This is a genomic window from Mycobacterium sp. ITM-2016-00318 (genome assembly GCF_002968285.2).
Lineage (GTDB): Bacteria > Actinomycetota > Actinomycetes > Mycobacteriales > Mycobacteriaceae > Mycobacterium.
Genome location: NZ_CP134400.1, coordinates 1,326,331 through 1,340,668, shown reverse-complemented (window position 1 = coordinate 1,340,668; position 14,338 = coordinate 1,326,331). Strand labels below are relative to the sequence as shown.

Genomic DNA, 14,338 nt, shown 5'->3' with positions numbered 1-14,338 from the left:
ATGCCCGAAGGTGACACCGTCTTTCACACGGCGTCCAAGCTGCGCGAAGCATTGGAAGGAAAGACGTTGACGCGCTGCGATGTCCGTGTTCCGCGCTATGCCGCGGTCGACCTCACTGGCCAGCGGGTCGACGAAGTCGTCAGCCGCGGGAAGCACCTCTTCATCCGGGTCGGGCAGGCGAGCATCCATTCGCATCTGAAAATGGACGGCAGTTGGCGTGTCGGCAGCGCAGCAAGGCCGAGCCGCGCGGGACATCGCATCCGCATCATCCTCGAGGCGGGCGATGTGCAGGCGGCGGGCATCGACCTCGGCGTGCTGGAGATTCTCGAGCGGACCAACGACGAGGACGCCGTCGCGCATCTCGGCCCCGACCTCCTCGGCCCCGACTGGGACCCACACCTCGCCGTAACGAATCTGACCGCCGACCCGGACCGGCCGCTTTCGGAGGTGCTGCTGGATCAGCAGGTGATGGCCGGCCTGGGCAACGTGTACAGCAACGAGTTGTGCTTTGTGTTCGGGCACCTGCCGACGACTCCGGTGAGTTCGGTAAAAGATCCCTTGCGGTTGGCTCAGCGTGCGCGAGATATGTTGTGGCTGAACCGGTTCCGTTCCAACCGCACCACCACCGGCGACACCCGGCGCGGACGACAGGTCTGGGTATACGGACGCGCCGATGAGCCGTGCCGACGGTGCGGCACGGCCATCGAGTCGGACTGGAGCGGTGACCGGGTCACCTTCTGGTGCCCCAACTGTCAGCGTTAGGGCAGAGCCAGTTTGACGATCTTGCGCACCACGGTGCCGAACTGCTTGGGCAGCGACCCCTTGTTGTAGGGGATGCCGTAGCGCTGGCAGATCTCCTGCACCTCGGGTGCGATCTCGGCGTGACGGTGGGCGGGGACGTCGGGGAACAGGTGATGTTCGATCTGGAACGACAAATTGCCGCTCAAGATGTGAAAGAGCTTGCCGCCGGTGAGGTTTGCCGATCCGAGTATCTGGCGGAAGTACCATCCGCCGCGGGTCTCGGCCTTCGTCTCCTCGATCGAGAACTCCTGGACGTCTTCGGGGAAGTGGCCGCAGAAGATGATCATGTACGACCAGACGTTGCGCATCAGGTTGGCGGTCATGTTGCCCGCGAACACCCATGGCGCGAAGGGCCCGGCCAGCAGCGGGAAGGCCACATAGTCCTTCAGCGTCTGCTTCTTGGTCTTGCCCCAGATCGCGCTGAGGACTTCGCGTTTCTCAGCGACGGTGATCTCGCCTGAGCGGATCCGCTCGGTCTCCAGCTCGTGCAGTGCGACGCCGTATTGGAACAGCACCATCAGGAGGAAGGCGTAAACCGGGTTGCCGAGGAAGTACGGGCTCCACCGCTGATCCTTGCTCATCCGAAGGATGCCGTAGCCGACGTCGCGGTCCATGCCGACGATGTTGGTGTAGGTGTGGTGCATGTAGTTGTGCGAGTGGCGCCACTGATCGGCAGGGCACGCGGTGTCCCATTCGAACTTCTTGCTCGCCAGCGCCGGGTCGCCGGTCCAGTCGTACTGGCCGTGCATGACGTTGTGGCCGATCTCCATGTTGTCGAGGATCTTCGAGATTCCCAGCATTGCGGTGCCCGCGAGCCAGAACGGCGGGAAGATGCCGCCGAAGAGCAGGGCCCGGCCTGCGACCTCGAGGCCGCGTTGGGCCTTGATGATTCGCCGGATGTAGTCGACGTCGCGCTCGCCGAGGTCGGCGATCACGCGCTCCTTGAGTGCGTCGAGCTCGCGTCCGAACGCCTCGGCCTGCTCGGGGGTCAGGGTGACGGTCTTGCCTGCGACCGTCTTCTGGAGCGTCTTCTGCGTAATCGTTGGTGCAGTCATGATTCTCCTTATCTAGAGGGCGATCTCGACGTCGCCGACGGGTGCGGACACGCAGATCTGCACGTCCTCCTCGTCGGTGCTCGAGACAGTCCCGGTGATCAAATTGCGTACCGCGCCGCTGGTCTTGCGGCGGGTGCAGCTGTGACAGATGCCCATCCGGCATCCGCTTTCGGGCGTTAGTCCGGCGTTCTCGGCCTGCACCAGCAGCGGCTGGCCGTCGTCGGTGGCATCGACACCGCTGTCGGTGAACGACACTCGGCCGCCGGTGGAGTCGGCCGGAACACTGAACGTCGGCGGCACGAAGCTCTCGGACCGCGCGTCGGGGCAGTGTGCTCGGACGGCGTCCACCAGTGCGGGCGGGCCGCACACGTAGACGGCTGTGTTTTCCGGGGGATCCGGCATCGCGGCGGCCAGATGATCGGCGTCGAAGTGGCCTGTCAGATCGCCTGCGCCGTCACGGGTGAAGCCGTGCAGCACGCGGACTCCGGTCATGGTGGCGAGTTCGTCGGCGTAGCACGCTTCCTCGGCGCTGCGCGCATAGTGGACGAACGCGATGTCGCCTTCGAACCCGTCGGTCCGCAGGGTCCGCAGCATCGACATCACCGGTGTGATGCCGCTGCCGCCGGACACGAACAGGATGCGTCGCGGAGGGACGGCGGGCAGTGTGAAGTCGCCGCCGACGGAGTCGAGGCCGACGATCATGCCGGGTCGGGCGTGGTCGCACAGGTAGGTCGACACCAGCCCGCCGTCGTGACGGCCGATCGTCAACTCGATGTGGTGCGCGCTCTCGGCGCTCGCCGGCGAGTAGCACCTGGTGCGCCTGCGCCCGTTGATCTCGACGGTCAGGTTGATGTGCTGGCCGGCCCGGAACCCGGTGAACGCCCGGTTCGGTTCGAGGGTCAGCGTGACACTGCGCGGGGTCTGGCGCCGCACCGCGACGACCTTCGCGCGGGCCTCGCCATCGGTCCAGGTCGGGTCGACGAGCTCGGTGTATCGGTCAACGCCGTGGGGGCCGGTCAGCAGCTCCAGCAGGGGCGACCGTCGCGCTCGGCGTGTCAAAGTTTGAGTGAACATGTGTATACGGTGCGTGAGTACAGTGGACCGCGTCAATAGAATCGATGCTGATTGTGGTAGGTTTCACAGAGTGAACAGCCGTTCGCCTAACTCACATACGAGCAGGTCAAGTCGAACATACAAGCGTTCGCGCGACACCCCATCGCGAGAAGAGCGCAAGGAAGCCACCAGGCGCGCGATCATCGCCGCGTCGCTTGCGTTGCTCTCCGACCGCAGCTTCAGCGCGCTGAGCCTGCGTGAGGTCACCCGCGCCACCGGTATCGCACCTGCGGCGTTCTACCGCCATTTCGAGTCGATGGAGGCCCTCGGCCTTGTCCTGATCGACGAGTCCTTCCGATCTCTGCGCGACATGTTGCGTGGCGCCCGCGCAGGCAAGCTCGATCCCAACCGCGTCATCGAGTCCTCGGTCGACATCCTCATCGCGGGCGTCGCCGCCCGTCGTGAACACTGGCTTTTCATCGGACGGGAACGGAACAGTGGCGTCAGCGTGCTGCGCTACGCGATCCGTACCGAGATCCGGTTGATCACCTCGGAGCTCGCCATCGACCTCGCCCGTTTTCCGGGGTTGAACGAGTGGAGCAGCGAGGATCTCAACATCCTGGCGACGCTGTTCGTCAACGCGATGATCGTCATCGCCGAGGCCATCGAGGATGCCGGAGACCAGTCTGCGCTCGATGAGATCAAGCGCACAGCGATCAAGCAGCTGCGGATGATCGCCGTCGGCGTCGCCGGATGGCGCAGCCGCCCCTGACGGCGGCGTCGTAGCTGAGAAATACCTGAGTACGCAGCAGCGTTCCAGTTGGCATGAAGTTCGCAATTTCCACAGTCGCAGCCGGCGTTCTGGTGTTGGGTGCGTTGGGATTCGCGGCAGACGCAGGCGCAGCTCCCAGTGGCGTCGGAACAGCGGCCGACACCGTGAAGAGCCTGGAGGCCGACGGCTACACGGTGCAGGTCAACGGGGCAGTGAACAGGTCGCTCTCGGAGTGCTCGGTCACCGCCGTGCATCCTGGATCCACGGTGTATGTCGACATAGCCTGCCCATCAACGTAATAACGTGTGGCTACGCGCACGTGAGGAGCAATAAGCAAATGCCGCTTCTGGATCTGATGTACCCGCGCCCCGAGATCGCCGTCATCACGCTCAACCGACCGGAGAAGCTCAACGCGTTGTCACGAGACCTTGTCGAGTCGCTGCACGCCACCATCGACGAGATCGCTGCGAGCGACGAATGCCGGGTCGTGGTGCTCACCGGCGCAGGCCGTGGTTTCTGTTCGGGTCTGGACCTGACCGATCCCAGCCCACCGAACGCAGGCTCTCACCTGGAGTTCCCGCGGTCGGGTATGCGCTGGCAGGAACGCATCGCCGAACTGACAACGCGCATTCACCGGCTGCGCCAACCGGTGATCGCCGCCGTCAACGGCCCGGCATACGGAGGCGGCCTCGGTATCGCGGCGGCCTGCGACATCCGAATCGCAGGCGAGTCAGCGCGGTTCTGCACGCAGTTCATCAAACTCGGCCTCGGCGGATGCGACATCGGCGTCAGCTACACGCTGCCGCGCATCATCGGTGCGGGACCCGCGTTCGACATGGTCCTGACCGCGCGCGTCATCGACGCCCATGAGGCGCTGCGACTCGGTCTGGTGACCCGCTTGTCAGAGGATCCGGCGCTACTCGACGATGCTCTTGCCATAGCCGAAACCCTCTGCGGCTACGGCGAATTCGGACTCGAGTCGACCAAGCAGGTGTTGTGGGCGAACCTCGACGCAGGCAGCCTCGAGGCGGCGCTGCACGTCGAGAACCGCAGTCAGATCCTGGCGTCGAGCGGCGGTGCGGTGGCCCGCTTCAGCGAGGAGTTCCGCCACCGTCAGCGATGATCACGCTGCCGGTCATGTAGCTGCCCGCATCCGAACACAGCAGCAGCGCCGGGCCAACCATCTCGTCAGGCGTGGCGAGCCTTTTCATCAACGTCCCACCGACCATCGCGTCGACGGCCTCCTGCGGGTTCTGCTGCATCATGTAGGTGTCCACCGGACCAGGGGCGACCGCGTTGACGCGAATGCCGTGCGGCGCGAACTCCGCGGCCATCGAGCGGGTGAATGACATCATCGCGGCTTTCATCGACGAGTAGATGGAGAGCATCGGCGAGAAGATGAACGCGCCGACGGACACCACGTTCAACACCGCGGCGTGCCGGCTACTTTCGAGGTGTGGCAGCGCCTCCTGGACGAGGAACACCGGCCCTCGCAGGTTCACCTCGAACGACTTCGTCATCGCGTCCACGGTCATCGCCCCGAGGGGCTGCGCCAACGGGTTTGCGGCATTGTTGACGACAACGTCGACGCCGCCGTACTCGTCGACGGTGCGTTGCACCAGCGTGCCGAGCGCCTCGACCTCGCCGAGATGCGTCGGCACCCCGATGGCCTGCCCGCCGAGGTCGCGCAGATGCGAGGCAGCTTGCTCGCAGGCGTCAGGTTTGCGGCTGGCCACGACGACACGTGCACCGGCGAGGGCGAATCCCTCCGCGAGGGCCAGGCCGATTCCGCGGGTGCCGCCGGTCACGATGACGGTGCGGTCGGTCATGTCGAAGAGGCGGTCGAATGAGGTGCGATCCACGGGGTCAGCTAAACACGTGGGCGTGCGCCGCTACGTACTGCTCCACCGTTTGGGCAGGGGCACCGGTGATCGACGCGACGTCATCAGTGCTGCGGTCGTAGCGACCCTCCCGGTGCAGCCGCGCCATCGTCGCGATGTGCTGACCAACGTGCGGCGGCAACTCCATCGGGGTAAGCACCTGCTTCGTCCACTCGTCGAGTGGCGTGTCGACAGCCGTCACCGGCCGGCCCAGAGCCCGCGAGTATTGCTCGGCGATGTCGTCGACACCGAGAACCTCGGGTCCGGTCAACTCGTAGACGTCACCGATGCGGCCTGCGGGGTCACGCAATATCGTCGCCACCACTCGGGCGACGTCGGCGGCGGCGATCGGTGACGTCCGCCCGGCACCGAACGGCAGCACGAGCGTGCCGCGTTCGCGTATCGAGGCCGCCGCCAACATGGTGAGCAGCGGGTTCTCCATGAACACCGTTGGCCGCACGTGCACCACCGGCACCCTCGACCAGTTCATGATGTGTTCGGCGAGCCAGTGCAGCCGGTGCTGATTGGATTCCGTTGTGCTGGTGAGCGTCATCTGCGACACGGTCATCTGTGACATGTTCACGATGACCTCGACGGGCGCCGCTTCGAGCGCGACCGCGCACACGATTGAAGTCGCCGTCAGATAATCCGGCGAGACGCTCATGTTGAAGAACATCCGGTCGACGCCTGTCATCGCGGTCGCGACGTCCTGCGGGTTGGTCAGGTCGCCGACGACGACGTCGGCGCCGAGGTCGCGAAGTCCCCTGGCACGCTCGTCGTCCCGGCGCACCATCGCACGCACCGGCCGATCGTCCTCGACGAGCAATTCGACCACCGCGCGGCTGACACTGCCTGTGCCCCCACCGGCCCCGGTGACGAGGTACATGGCTAGTCGGCCATCGTCCAGTTCGACGTGGCGATCAGGTCGCCGCGATCGAGCGCGGCCGCCCGGTAGTCATGGATCTTGAGGTAGTCCTCGTTGGTCACCATGTCGATGAAGGCGGCAGGCGACGGGTACTCGACCACCAGAATTGCATCCCACCAAGGCTTTTCGTCATCGCCGATGACGTGCGTCGGTGCGCTGCCCGCGTAGCGCACCGTGCCGCCCACCCGCTGGAGGTGCGGTACCACCTCCTGTGCGTAGCGCGCGTAGCTCTCCCGGCCGCCGTCGGCCGTGAACTTCAGAAGATTGACCATAACGACCGGTGCGTCGGCGGGGCGCGCAGCGAGCGCTGCCATCTGCTCGGCGGTGACTACGGCATTCAATGTTCTACTTCCCCGCCTGCATCGACTTGACCGGGTATTGCCACAGCCTGCCAACAGTCGTCATTGGTCGATAGTGGTTCGCCGTCAGTCCACCGTCAACGACCGGGCCGGGCGGCTAGCTGAGAAACACCTGAAAGCTTTGCTTGACACTCGGCCATGTCACATTGCTGATCTTGAATTTCGCATGCCTCAGCAACGTCGCATACGACACCGTTGTTACTTAGATCAACCTCACTTGTTACCTTCGATGGCGCCGTTGATCTTGCCGATGCAACAAAACTCGCTTGTAAGATCAGCTCTTTAGGCCGCTGGCCACCATGGATGGACCGGCAATCCTCTGAGTTGCCCACAAATTTGACGAACTTCGCAATTGTTCGTTTAAAGCGCTAGCGAACTGATTTCTCATACGTTAGTTTTTGCTCAACTTCTCAGCTTGAACTCAGCTTCAGGGCTAGGAGCCGACGAGGCGATACCGATCCTGCTTCATGCACCTGGGGGAACACCATGACCGAGCACATCAACGCCGGCGACAAGAATCCGGCCTACGCGGCGTACGTCGGCCGCGTCGGCGCGCTGGCGGTAGCGCTCGGGATCGGAGCGGCGATGGCTTCCGGGCACGGTCTTGGACTCGGCGTCGCCTATGCCACCGAAGGGGACCCGTCGCCGGACACATCGCAGGATGGCGACACGAACCACAACGATGGCGACGGCGCTGGCACCACACCCCCTTCTCCTTCGCCGACTGCGGCCCCCGGGAACTCGAGCCGACCTCGGTCGCCGTTGGAGCGAATCGCCGACGTTCCGAAGATGATCTTCAACGCGACGGGTGGAGCGCAGAGGTCACGCACGGACAGTGCGCAACCACGTCTGCCTCGGCTGTCGACAGTGATCGAAAACGTCGCATCGGCAGTGACAAACAACCTGCCCAAGAATCCCGCACCCGCGCAAGGCGCTGCACCACAGGGGCATCCGACTGCCGATTCCGGGTCGTCGGTCACGCCGCGGCTCGCATCCAACGCCGAGAGCCGCGAGCTCGCGCCCTCCGTGACATCCCTTCCCGTCAGCGTTGCGAATGAGATCAAGGCACTGGTCAGCCTTCCGTCCAGTGGAGGTCCGCAGAACCGCCAGATCTTTACGCCGAACGCCGTTGTCCCCGAGGGGGTTCAGCGACAAGCAATTGTCGACAATGGGCAGCAAGACGTCGTGGCGCCCTCTGTCGCTCATATTCAGGCACCGCCCACCCCACCTCTGATCAATCCGGTGGGCGTCGTGACGCGCTTCATATCAGCCGCTTTGGCGCCGTTCCTCGCTCCCGGCCCCGTCGCTCCGCCCGAGCCGCCGCTGCTGCTCGGTGTGCTGGCATGGGCGCGCCGCGAAATTCAGCTCAGCTTTTGCAACCGCCGCCCGGACGCTGTCCCGGATGTTGTCACAACTGGCGAAGTCAACCCGGCGACGGGCAACGTGTTGACCAACGACCGTCTAGGGAATCCCGACGGCACCTTCGAGACGCTCACAGTCACCAATCCCGGCACCTACACGAGCAGTAAGGGCACGCTCGTTCTCGCCGCCGACGGTTCCTACACATACACGCCAGTGGCCAACGCCAGCGGTCAAGACGTGTTCACCTACACCGTCAGCGACAAAGCCTGGCGGCCGCATGTCCACGGCCTTGGCGGGCTGCTGTTCGGCGGTGCGCACACCGACACCGGCACCTTGACCATCAACATCACCCCGGTCAACGATGCCCCCACCGCGGGCACCCCGCCCCCCAACCAGAACGCCGTCGAAGACACCCCCTTCAGCTACACCATCCCGGCGGGCACCTTCACCGACCCCGACGGCGACACCCTCACCTACACCGCCACCGGCCTGCCGGCAGGGCTGACGTTCAACCCCACCACCCGCACCATCAGCGGCACCCCCACCACCCCGGGCAACTACACCGTCGCCGTCACCGCCACCGACCCCAGCGGCCAAACCGCCAGCACCACCCTCGCCCTGGCGGTGGCCAACACCAACGACGCCCCCACCGCGGGCACCCCGCCCCCCAACCAGAACGCCGTCGAAGACACCCCCTTCAGCTACACCATCCCGGCGGGCACCTTCACCGACCCCGACGGCGACACCCTCACCTACACCGCCACCGGCCTGCCGGCAGGGCTGACGTTCAACCCCACCACCCGCACCATCAGCGGCACCCCCACCACCCCGGGCAACTACACCGTCGCCGTCACCGCCACCGACCCCAGCGGCCAAACCGCCAGCACCACCCTCGCCCTGGCGGTGGCCAACACCAACGACGCCCCCACCGCGGGCACCCCGCCCCCCAACCAGAACGCCGTCGAAGACACCCCCTTCAGCTACACCATCCCGGCGGGCACCTTCACCGACCCCGACGGCGACACCCTCACCTACACCGCCACCGGCCTGCCGGCAGGGCTGACGTTCAACCCCACCACCCGCACCATCAGCGGCACCCCCACCACCCCGGGCAACTACACCGTCGCCGTCACCGCCACCGACCCCAGCGGCCAAACCGCCAGCACCACCCTCGCCCTGGCGGTGGCCAACACCAACGACGCCCCCACCGCGGGCACCCCGCCCCCCAACCAGAACGCCGTCGAAGACACCCCCTTCAGCTACACCATCCCGGCGGGCACCTTCACCGACCCCGACGGTGACACCCTCACCTACACCGCCACCGGCCTGCCGGCAGGGCTGACGTTCAACCCCACCACCCGCACCATCAGCGGCACCCCCACCACCCCGGGCAACTACACCGTCGCCGTCACCGCCACCGACCCCAGCGGCCAAACCGCCAGCACCACCCTCGCCCTGGCGGTGGCCAACACCAACGACGCCCCCACCGCGGGCACCCCGCCCCCCAACCAGAACGCCGTCGAAGACACCCCCTTCAGCTACACCATCCCGGCGGGCACCTTCACCGACCCCGACGGCGACACCCTCACCTACACCGCCACCGGCCTGCCGGCAGGGCTGACGTTCAACCCCACCACCCGCACCATCAGCGGCACCCCCACCACCCCGGGCAACTACACCGTCGCCGTCACCGCCACCGACCCCAGCGGCCAAACCGCCAGCACCACCCTCGCCCTGGCGGTGGCCAACACCAACGACGCCCCCACCGCGAGCACCCCGCCCCCCAACCAGAACGCCGTCGAAGACACCCCCTTCAGCTACACCATCCCGGCCGGCACCTTCACCGACCCCGACGGCGACACCCTCACCTACACCGCCACCGGCCTGCCGGCAGGGCTGACGTTCAACCCCACCACCCGCACCATCAGCGGCACCCCCACCACCCCGGGCAACTACACCGTCGCCGTCACCGCCACCGACCCCAGCGGCCAAACCGCCAGCACCACCCTCGCCCTGGCGGTGGCCAACACCAACGACGCCCCCACCGCGGGCACCCCGCCCCCCAACCAGAACGCCGTCGAAGACACCCCCTTCAGCTACACCATCCCGGCGGGCACCTTCACCGACCCCGACGGCGACACCCTCACCTACACCGCCACCGGCCTGCCGGCAGGGCTGACGTTCAACCCCACCACCCGCACCATCAGCGGCACCCCCACCACCCCGGGCAACTACACCGTCGCCGTCACCGCCACCGACCCCAGCGGCCAAACCGCCAGCACCACCCTCGCCCTGGCGGTGGCCAACACCAACGACGCCCCCACCGCGAGCACCCCGCCCCCCAACCAGAACGCCGTCGAAGACACCCCCTTCAGCTACACCATCCCGGCGGGCACCTTCACCGACCCCGACGGCGACACCCTCACCTACACCGCCACCGGCCTGCCGGCAGGGCTGACGTTCAACCCCACCACCCGCACCATCAGCGGCACCCCCACCACCCCGGGCAACTACACCGTCGCCGTCACCGCCACCGACGCCGCCAACACCACCGCCACCCAAACCTTCACCCTCGCCGTCGCCAACACCCTGGACGGCACCCTCATCGCAACGATTCCCGTGGGTGACAGTCCGCAAGGAATTGCGCTCAATCCAGCAGGAACTCGCGCGTACGTTACGAATGTGCTGAGCAACTCCGTAACAGTGATCAACACAACGAACAACACCCTCGTGACCACGATCGCTGTGGGCACATGGCCCAGCGACGCGGCGGTCACGCCGAATGGGGCCTTTGTTTACGTCACCAACCGGGTTACAGACAATGTCTCTGTCATCAATACCGCCAACAACACAGTCGTCGGCACCATCCCCGTCGGAAACGACCCTCGCAGCATTGCGTTTACCGCCGACGGCAGCCGCGCCTACGTCGCGAATGGTGCTGACAACACCGTGTCTGTAATCAACACCGCTAACAACACCGTCATCGCCACCATCCCAGTGGGGACTAACCCAGACGGGGTAGCCGTCCACGGAAATCGCGTCTACGTCACGAATCTTGATGGCAACAGCGTGTCGGTCATCGACACCAACGCCAATACTGTGATCGCGACAGTCCCCGTTGGCGGCGGGCGCCCGTTCGAGGTGGCGGTAACCCCCAATGGTGCACGCGCGTACGTTCCTAACGGGACGGTCAACACGGTATCCGTAATCGACACGACCACTAACACGGTGGTGGCCACCGTCCCCGTCGGTCAGGGTCCAGTAGGAGTTACGATCAGTCCCGACGGCACCCGTGCTTACGTCACGAACTCGGGGAGCGACACCGTGTCGGTCATCGACACCGCCACGAATACGGTCATTCTCACTTTCCCCGTCGGCGATACCCCATGGGCCGTTGTGCCGGCGGCGGATGGCGTGCACCTATACGTCGTCAACGGGGTCGGCGACTCGGTATCAGTGGTCGAGATCGCGTAAGCGCCTCGGCGGGATCTGACTGACGAATCGACGTAAGCGTCCACCTGTCGGATCGGTGAACTCGATGCTCTGCGCGAGCAGCTGCAGCGGATTCGAGAAGTCGTCGGGCGCCACGTCGACCACATGGGGATACAACGGATCTCCGACGATCGGCAGGCCCAGCGACGCCATATGGACTCGCAGCTGATGTGTCCGGCCGGTGCGCGAGGTCAGCCGATACAAGCCGTCGCCGAGGTGCTCGACGAACGTCTCGGCGTTCGGCTCGCCCGGCTCCTCGAAAGCTTGTAACCGACCGCGCTCCTTGACGATTCGGCTCCGCACCGTCAGCGGAAACTCCAGCGACGGGTCGACCGCCGCCCGCGCCAGATACGTCTTCCGTACTTCACCGCGCGCGAACAGCTTCTGATAAGCGCTCCGCACCTCGCGCCGCGCCGTGAACAACAGCACCCCCGCCGTCAGCCGGTCCAACCGATGAGCCGGCGACAGTTCGGGCATATCCAGCTCTCGCCGTAGCCGCACCGTCGCCGTCTGCGCAACGTGGCCGCCCCTCGGCATCGTCGCCAAGAAATGCGGTTTGTCGACCACCACAATGTTCTCGTCGCGGTAGAGCACCGGGATGTCGAACGGCACCAAAACCTCGTCGGGCAGGTCGCGGTACAGATACACATGCGAGTTCGGTGGCAATACGGTCGACGCCATGACGACAGATCCGTCGGCGCAAACGACCTCGCCGGCAAGCACTTTGGTCGCGGCAGCCTCACCGAATCGATCGGCCAGCTCCACCAGCACCGAGCCACCGCGCAGCCGCACCCGCGCCGGGCCGACCCCGTCCCGGTCAGGCAACGGCGCGGCACGCCTCAAGTGAGTGGCACCGGCTCGAGGATCTCGGCGCGCGCCTCCGGCGCAGCCGCCCGCAGTGCGTCGGCCGACTCGTCGTCGGGCTGCTGCTGCGACCGCACCTCAGCGTCCACCCGGGCGATGTAGGTGTTCACCTCGCGGTCGACGTCCTCGGCGCTCCAACCGAGAATGGGCGCCACGATTTCGGCGACCTCGCGCGCACAGTCCACGCCGCGGTGCGGATATTCGATCGAGATCCGCATGCGGCGGGCCAAGATGTCCTCGAGGTGCAGCGCGCCCTCGGCCACCGCGGCGTACCACGCCTCGACCCGCAGGTACACCGGCGCTTCGCCGATCGGCGCCAGCAGGTCCGGCCTGCCCACTGCCATCGCCAGCACCTCGCCGATCAGCGAGCCGTAACGATCCAGCAGGTGCCGCACCCGGTAGGGATGCAGCCCGTAGAGCGACCCCACGTGCTCGGTCTGGTTGATCAACGCGAAATAGCCGTCGGCGCCCATCAGCGGAACCTTCTCGGTGATCGACGGCGCCACGCGCGTCGGCACGTATTCGCTCGCAGCATCGATTGCGTCCTCGCCCATCACTCGGTAGGTCGTGTACTTGCCTCCCGCGATGGCGACGAGGCCTGGCGCGGGAACGGCGACGGCGTGCTCACGCGACAGCTTCGACGTCGACTCGCTCTCCCCCGCCAGCAGCGGGCGAAGCCCCGCGTACACACCGTCGATGTCGTCATGGGTGAGCGGCGTGGCCAGCACCTTGTTGACGTGGGTCAGGATGTAGTCGATGTCGGCCTTGGTGGCCGCGGGATGCGCGAGGTCGAGGTTCCAGTCGGTGTCCGTGGTGCCGATGATCCAGTGCGTACCCCACGGGATGACGAACAGTACCGATCTCTCGGTGCGCAGGATGATCGCCACCTCGCTGACGATGCGGTCGCGCGGCACCACGATGTGCACACCCTTGGACGCCCGCACCCGGAATCGACCGCGCTGCTTGGACAACGCCTGGATCTCGTCGGTCCACACACCGGTGGCGTTGACGACGACGTGACCGTGGACTTCGGTCATGGACCCGTCCTCCGAGTCGCGGACGGTGACCCCGGTCACCCGATCCCCTTCGCGGAAAAGCGAAACCACCTGCGTCGAGGTTCGCACCACCGCGCCGTAATGTGCGGCCGTGCGGGCGACCGTCATGGTGTGGCGGGCGTCGTCGACCACGGTGTCGTAGTAGCGGATGGCGCCGATCAAAGAGCTCCGCTTGAGTCCCGGCGCCAGCCGCAGGGCGCCCGCCTTGAACAAATGCTTCTGCGCTGGAACCGATTTCGATCCGCCGAGCTGGTCGTAGAGAAAAATGCCCGCCGCGACATAGGGCCGCTCCCACAAGCGGTTGGTCAACGGGAACAGGAACGGCAGCGGTTTGACCAGATGCGGCGCGAGTGTCGTCAGCGACAGCTCACGTTCGTGGAGCGCCTCGCGCACCAACCCGAACTCGAGCTGCTCCAGGTAGCGCAGCCCGCCGTGGAACATCTTCGATGATCGGCTCGACGTGCCCGACGCGAAGTCGCGGGCCTCGACGAGGGCGACCTTCAGCCCGCGGGTCGCGGCATCGAGCGCAGCGCCTGCCCCGACCACGCCGCCGCCGATGACGACGACGTCGAACTGCTCGCTGCCGAGTCGGTCCCATGCCTCTTTCCGCTGCTCGGGACCCAGCAGGGTCTGCCCCTTGCCCGTCGTAGCGGGGATCGGGTCGCTCACGCGGAGACCCCTCCTCTTGTTACTCGTCAGTAGCTATTCTCCAGGCTACCC

General features: G+C 66.0%; 12 protein-coding genes. 5 read left to right on the top strand and 7 right to left on the bottom strand.

The window, feature by feature from the left end:
• Positions 1 to 762 carry an endonuclease VIII Nei2 gene (gene nei2 / locus C6A82_RS06490; protein WP_105345151.1) on the top strand — a complete coding sequence of 254 codons (762 nt, stop codon included), beginning with the start codon at positions 1 to 3 and terminating at the stop codon, positions 760 to 762.
• Here nei2 and C6A82_RS06485 read toward each other — a convergent pair.
• Positions 759 to 1,856 carry an acyl-CoA desaturase gene (locus tag C6A82_RS06485; RefSeq protein ID WP_105345149.1) on the bottom strand — a complete coding sequence of 366 codons (1,098 nt, stop codon included), beginning with the start codon at positions 1,854 to 1,856 and terminating at the stop codon, positions 759 to 761. The two genes, nei2 and C6A82_RS06485, sit on opposite strands and share 4 nt — an antisense overlap.
• A gap of 12 nt (positions 1,857 to 1,868) precedes the next feature.
• Entirely contained in the window at positions 1,869 to 2,930 is a 1,062-nt protein-coding gene (locus C6A82_RS06480) for a ferredoxin reductase (RefSeq protein ID WP_105345148.1), read from the bottom strand.
• 70 nt (positions 2,931 to 3,000) lie between these two features.
• Between C6A82_RS06480 and C6A82_RS06475 the strand changes: the two genes are divergently transcribed.
• Genes C6A82_RS06475 through C6A82_RS06465 form a run of 3 tightly spaced genes read left to right on the top strand, consistent with a single transcriptional unit; the run spans position 3,001 to position 4,804 of the window.
• On the top strand, positions 3,001 to 3,681 hold the full coding sequence (locus C6A82_RS06475; protein WP_105345146.1) for a TetR family transcriptional regulator: 681 nt from the start codon (positions 3,001 to 3,003) through the stop codon (positions 3,679 to 3,681).
• A 53-nt stretch (positions 3,682 to 3,734) separates the two neighbouring features.
• Positions 3,735 to 3,980: a hypothetical protein gene (locus C6A82_RS06470; protein WP_105345144.1), complete on the top strand. Its 246-nt coding sequence runs from the start codon at positions 3,735 to 3,737 to the stop codon at positions 3,978 to 3,980.
• 38 nt (positions 3,981 to 4,018) lie between these two features.
• Positions 4,019 to 4,804 carry an enoyl-CoA hydratase/isomerase family protein gene (locus C6A82_RS06465; protein WP_105345142.1) on the top strand — a complete coding sequence of 262 codons (786 nt, stop codon included), beginning with the start codon at positions 4,019 to 4,021 and terminating at the stop codon, positions 4,802 to 4,804.
• Here the strand turns inward: C6A82_RS06465 and C6A82_RS06460 are convergent.
• The 3 genes from C6A82_RS06460 to C6A82_RS06450 are packed head-to-tail and all read right to left on the bottom strand — an operon-like array spanning position 4,773 to position 6,827.
• The gene (locus C6A82_RS06460) at positions 4,773 to 5,543 is read right to left on the bottom strand and encodes an SDR family NAD(P)-dependent oxidoreductase (RefSeq protein WP_105345141.1); all 771 of its coding nucleotides are present in this window, start codon (positions 5,541 to 5,543) and stop codon (positions 4,773 to 4,775) included. The two genes, C6A82_RS06465 and C6A82_RS06460, sit on opposite strands and share 32 nt — an antisense overlap.
• 4 nt (positions 5,544 to 5,547) lie before the next feature.
• Entirely contained in the window at positions 5,548 to 6,447 is a 900-nt protein-coding gene (locus tag C6A82_RS06455; RefSeq protein ID WP_105345139.1) for an NAD(P)H-binding protein, read from the bottom strand.
• A gap of 2 nt (positions 6,448 to 6,449) precedes the next feature.
• On the bottom strand, positions 6,450 to 6,827 hold the full coding sequence (locus C6A82_RS06450; protein ID WP_311101721.1) for a DUF1330 domain-containing protein: 378 nt from the start codon (positions 6,825 to 6,827) through the stop codon (positions 6,450 to 6,452).
• Positions 6,828 to 7,331: 504 nt separating this feature from the next.
• On the opposite strand from C6A82_RS06450, the gene C6A82_RS06445 reads away from it, so the two are divergent.
• A complete protein-coding gene (locus C6A82_RS06445) occupies positions 7,332 to 11,681 on the top strand; it encodes a putative Ig domain-containing protein (RefSeq protein WP_311101720.1) in 4,350 nt (1,449 codons plus the stop codon).
• On the opposite strand, the gene C6A82_RS06440 is transcribed toward C6A82_RS06445, so the two are convergent.
• Positions 11,661 to 12,542 carry a pseudouridine synthase gene (locus tag C6A82_RS06440; RefSeq protein ID WP_105343635.1) on the bottom strand — a complete coding sequence of 294 codons (882 nt, stop codon included), beginning with the start codon at positions 12,540 to 12,542 and terminating at the stop codon, positions 11,661 to 11,663. The genes C6A82_RS06445 and C6A82_RS06440 overlap by 21 nt on opposite strands.
• Positions 12,539 to 14,287, bottom strand: a complete 1,749-nt coding sequence (locus tag C6A82_RS06435) for a glycerol-3-phosphate dehydrogenase/oxidase (RefSeq protein WP_105343638.1) — start codon at positions 14,285 to 14,287, stop codon at positions 12,539 to 12,541. The genes C6A82_RS06440 and C6A82_RS06435 overlap by 4 nt, the downstream gene beginning before the upstream one ends.
• Between the last annotated feature and the right edge of the window lie 51 nt (positions 14,288 to 14,338).